Origin of the sequence: Achromobacter sp., assembly GCF_050285585.1 — a bacterium.
Classification (GTDB): domain Bacteria; phylum Pseudomonadota; class Gammaproteobacteria; order Burkholderiales; family Burkholderiaceae_B; genus Achromobacter.
Genome location: NZ_JBLZXF010000091.1, coordinates 1 through 3,616 on the forward strand (window position 1 = coordinate 1; position 3,616 = coordinate 3,616).

6 protein-coding genes are annotated in these 3,616 nt (G+C 67.8%); 1 reads left to right on the forward strand and 5 read right to left on the reverse strand.

Annotated elements, in window-relative coordinates:
* Positions 1-27 precede the first annotated feature (27 nt).
* A complete protein-coding gene (locus tag ACN6PJ_RS31265) occupies positions 28-414 on the forward strand; it encodes a YkvA family protein (protein ID WP_427999501.1) in 387 nt (128 codons plus the stop codon).
* A 13-nt stretch (positions 415-427) separates the two neighbouring features.
* Here the strand turns inward: ACN6PJ_RS31265 and ACN6PJ_RS31270 are convergent, their stop codons facing one another.
* The 5 genes from ACN6PJ_RS31270 to ACN6PJ_RS31290 form a co-directional block, all read right to left on the reverse strand.
* Positions 428-1,129, reverse strand: coding sequence for a hypothetical protein (locus ACN6PJ_RS31270; protein ID WP_427999502.1), 702 nt, complete (start codon positions 1,127-1,129; stop codon positions 428-430).
* 9 nt (positions 1,130-1,138) lie between these two features.
* Positions 1,139-1,771 carry a LysE family translocator gene (locus ACN6PJ_RS31275; protein ID WP_054440073.1) on the reverse strand — a complete coding sequence of 211 codons (633 nt, stop codon included), beginning with the start codon at positions 1,769-1,771 and terminating at the stop codon, positions 1,139-1,141.
* 39 nt (positions 1,772-1,810) lie between these two features.
* Positions 1,811-2,335 carry a DUF4189 domain-containing protein gene (locus tag ACN6PJ_RS31280; protein WP_427999503.1) on the reverse strand — a complete coding sequence of 175 codons (525 nt, stop codon included), beginning with the start codon at positions 2,333-2,335 and terminating at the stop codon, positions 1,811-1,813.
* Positions 2,336-2,343: 8 nt separating this feature from the next.
* A complete protein-coding gene (locus ACN6PJ_RS31285) occupies positions 2,344-2,814 on the reverse strand; it encodes an isochorismatase family protein (protein WP_427999504.1) in 471 nt (156 codons plus the stop codon).
* A 79-nt stretch (positions 2,815-2,893) separates the two neighbouring features.
* The coding region (locus ACN6PJ_RS31290) for a hypothetical protein (protein ID WP_427999505.1) at positions 2,894-3,616 on the reverse strand (723 nt) is incomplete at its 5' end.

The window sequence follows — 3,616 nt, forward strand, 5'->3', positions numbered from 1 at the left end:
CGTTCCCCGAGCCGCAGAGCCCATCCCATGTCAACCCGCGACCGCCTCAAAACCTGGGCCCGGCGCATCAAGCGCGATGGCCTGACCCTCTGGTTCGCCGGCAAGCGCCCCCGCACGCCGTGGCACGCCAAGGCGCTGGGCCTGTTCGTGGTGGCCTACGCGCTGAGTCCGATCGACCTGATTCCCGATTTCATCCCGGTGCTGGGTTATCTGGATGACGTGCTGTTGCTGCCGGGCCTGATCTGGCTGGCCATCAAGTTGTTGCCGCCCGATGTGCTGCGGGAATGCCGCAACCAGGCGGACGCGTGGATCCAGGCCAAGCGCGAAAAGCCGCGCAGCCGGGTGGGCGCGGTTGTGATCGTGGCGTTGTGGGTGGCGGTGGTGACGGCAGTCGGCTACTGGCTATGGCGCTGACGCGGCACGCGCTTCACTCTTCCAGAAATCCCAGCGTGCGCAACTCCGCGATCGCGCCCAGTTCCTCGTCACGCCGCTTCTTCGGCGCGCCCAGGGATGCGGTCATCAGCATGGCCGGCCGGTCGGATTCGTCGAAGCCGCGCAGCACGCTGTCGGCAACGGGAAACGCCTTGGCGAAGCTCGCATCCAGCGCCTGCTGCCCACGATAGCGCCCGCGCTTGTCCAGGATCACCTGCGTTTGCGGATCGCGCCGGATCAGGTGCAGCGGTATGCTTTCGCAGCGCAGGCCCAGCAGCCTGGCGTTGCTGATGTCCAGCGCCCAGTCGGTTTCGGCATAGAACGTGGCGCGGGCGGTCTCGAACTGCCGAAGGCGATCCGCGTCCGTGCAGAAGGCTTCGGGCGTCAGGTTCAAGTTGATCTTGCCGATCTTGCCCTTCAGCGTGACGCGGCGAAAGAACGCGGCCCACACCAGCAGGATGGGGTTGGTGGACAGGTCTTCGACCACCACGTCCTCGAACACGCACGGCTTGATCTCTGAATTCACGACGCGGCATTGCGACAGCGTCACGTTCCGCACGCGCGACATGCGTTGCGGATACTTGACCATCGACAGGCCGCAATTGTCGAAGGCGCAGTCGTGCAGATGCAGGTCGTGGAAATGCGTGTTGCCCTTGTCCAGGGCCATGCGGAATTGCCGGCCTTCGATCTTCTGCATGGCCGCGCGTCAGTTGCGGCTGGCGGTGGCCAGGCGCAGCGCCAGCGCCAGGAACACCGATCCCAGCACGTATTGCGGCCAGCGCGACACGCGCTGCCGTCCCGCCCAGCGCCGGCTGAGCTGGTGCGCGGCCAGGATGACGGCGCCGTTGATGAACAGGCCGATGACGTTGAGGATGGTGGCCAGCACCAGGATCTGCAGGGCCACCGAGCCGTCCTGCGGGCGCACGAACTGCGGGAACAGCGCCAGCACGAACAGCGCCATCTTGGGGTTGAGCAGGTTGGTCAGCAGGCCTTGCAGGAAGACTTCGCGCACGGGCGAGCGGGCCCGGCCGGCATCGGGCATGTGTGACACGGGGCGCGAGCGGAACGCGCGCACGGCCAGGTACAGCAGGTAGAGCGCGCCGGCGAAGCGGACCACGTCATAGGCCATGGGCACCGCCACGAATAGCTGCGACAGGCCGAAGGCCGCCAGCAGAGCGTGGCAGTAGGTGCCGGCCTGGATGCCGGCCAGCGAGGCGAAGCCGGCGGCCCTGCCCTGCGCGGCGCTGCGCGAGGCGATCAGCAGCATGTCGGGGCCGGGCGTCATGGCCAACGCGACGCAGGCGCCGCCAAAGAGGACGAGGGTGGCGGGGTCGAGCATGGAAGATCCTTCGAGGGATGCGGGCCGGCGAGACGCCGATTATTGAGCCGGCGGGGGCAGGCTGCAACCGGTGTAGAACGTTTGGCAGCTGGCGCCTGCGCCTTTCTCGCAGCTTTCCAGGGCGCGCATGCGGGCCAGTTCCTCGCTGGCGGCGGTGGCGGAATTGACCAGCACGCCGCTGCCTTGGGGCGACGGGCCGTAGGCCACGGCCACGCACTGGTCGTGATAGGTGGTGTTGATGACGCAGCGGGCGCCGCCCTTGGTGGCGCATTGGCCCAGCGCGTCTTTTTCGGCCTTGGCCTTGCTGGCCCGGTCGGCCGAGATGCCGATCGAGCCCGACAGCGCGTCATACGCGACTGCGCCCCAGCGCTCGGCTTCGCGCGATGCGGCGGGGGACGCGGCGCCGGTGGCGGGCGCGATCTCCGCGGGGATCGGCACGCACTGTGGCCCGGGCGTGCCGACGCTGGGGGCGTAGCCGTCGGGGCAGCCTTGTTCGGCTTGCGCCAGGCCGGCGTAGGAGAAATTCAGGGCGGCGAGAAAGGAGGCAATGATCAGGGTACGCATGGGTCGACTCATTCGTTAGGGGGCAGCCCGGGCCTGGCGGTGGCGGCCAGCAAGGACAGGGCATCGTCCAGGGAAAGCACCGTGGTGCGCGACTCGAAGGCGGTCGCGAACAGGTGGTCGTGCACGACCGGGTCGGGGTCGTAGCAACAGTCCTTGACGGTCAGCAGGCGGTAGTCGGCGTCGCTGGCGTGGGCGATGGACGACAGCATGACGCCGGTGGACGCGACGCCCACCATGATCAGGGTGTCGATGCCCTGCCCGTTCTTGTTTCGCGGGCTGACTTCCGGATAGCCCGGGCTGAAATGGATCTTGGCGAAGTGGACGCGCACGCCGGCGCGGCGCGCGGCATCGCACAGTTGTCGCGTGTTGGCCAGCAGCCTGGGCGCGACCGACGGGAACAGATCCATGATGGCGGTCTGGTAGTGCATGACCAGCAAGGCGCTGCGCGCCGGGGTGATGGCCAGGGGCTGGGCGGTCATGGTTCGCTCCGTGAAGAGGTGCTGCATGACCTGTCAGTGTAGCGGCAGTCGCGGGCCGGCGTGCCGCCCGCTGCATCGTTTACTTTTCGGCGTACTTCCTGGCAGCCTCGTCAAAGACGTAGGTAACCGCGTCGGCGGCGCTGAGCTGGCGGGTTTTGCCCGGGCCGGAGATCTCGGTGCCGCTGGGGGTGACGGTCACGCGCGGCATGTCGCTGCCGTGCTGCGTGGAGAAGGTCAGTTTGCCGGTCTTGGCGACGCAGGGCATCACGTCGCCGTCGGCGCAGGCGGCGCTGTTGTCGTCGCCGGTGAGGACGCTGCCGGCGTAGCTCCAGACTTTGTCCTTGAGCTCGTCGCGCGGGCCGGGGTTGAAGACGAACAAGGCATAGCCTTCGAAGCTGGTGCCGTTGTCGAAGCCCTGTGTCGGCACGGCCAGCACCAGTTTGCCGCTGGGCGTGCGGTAGTCGAGCGGTTGGCGGCGGGTGTCGACGGCTTCGGGCCGTTCGTAGGCGCCGAACATGCCGATGGTGTGTTCCATGCCGCGGAATTTCCAGGGGCGCTCGGGGCTGGAGCCAGTCAGGGTGAAGGTGGCTTCGGCCAGGTTGACCTGGGTCTCGGGGCCGGCTTCGTCTTCGCCGGGCTGGCCGTACTTTTCGCGGGTGTCCCAGGCGAAGCCGGTGAAGTACCGCGTGCCGTCCAGTTCGAAGGCGTGGCCGAACCAGTAGGTGGCGACGCTGCCGTTGGCCACTTCGTACGAGTCGGCGCCCTTGCCGTCGATCTGGTAGATGGCGTACATCACCGTGGG

Excerpts from the sequence above, each read along its gene's own strand:
- ACN6PJ_RS31280 (WP_427999503.1), bottom strand. The coding sequence starts at position 2,335 with ATGCGTACCCTGATCATTGCCTCCTTTCTCGCCGCCCTGAATTTCTCC.
- ACN6PJ_RS31265 (WP_427999501.1), top strand. The coding sequence starts at position 28 with ATGTCAACCCGCGACCGCCTCAAAACCTGGGCCCGGCGCATCAAGCGC.
- ACN6PJ_RS31270 (WP_427999502.1), bottom strand. The coding sequence starts at position 1,129 with ATGCAGAAGATCGAAGGCCGGCAATTCCGCATGGCCCTGGACAAGGGC.
- ACN6PJ_RS31285 (WP_427999504.1), bottom strand. The coding sequence starts at position 2,814 with ATGACCGCCCAGCCCCTGGCCATCACCCCGGCGCGCAGCGCCTTGCTG.
- ACN6PJ_RS31275 (WP_054440073.1), bottom strand. The coding sequence starts at position 1,771 with ATGCTCGACCCCGCCACCCTCGTCCTCTTTGGCGGCGCCTGCGTCGCG.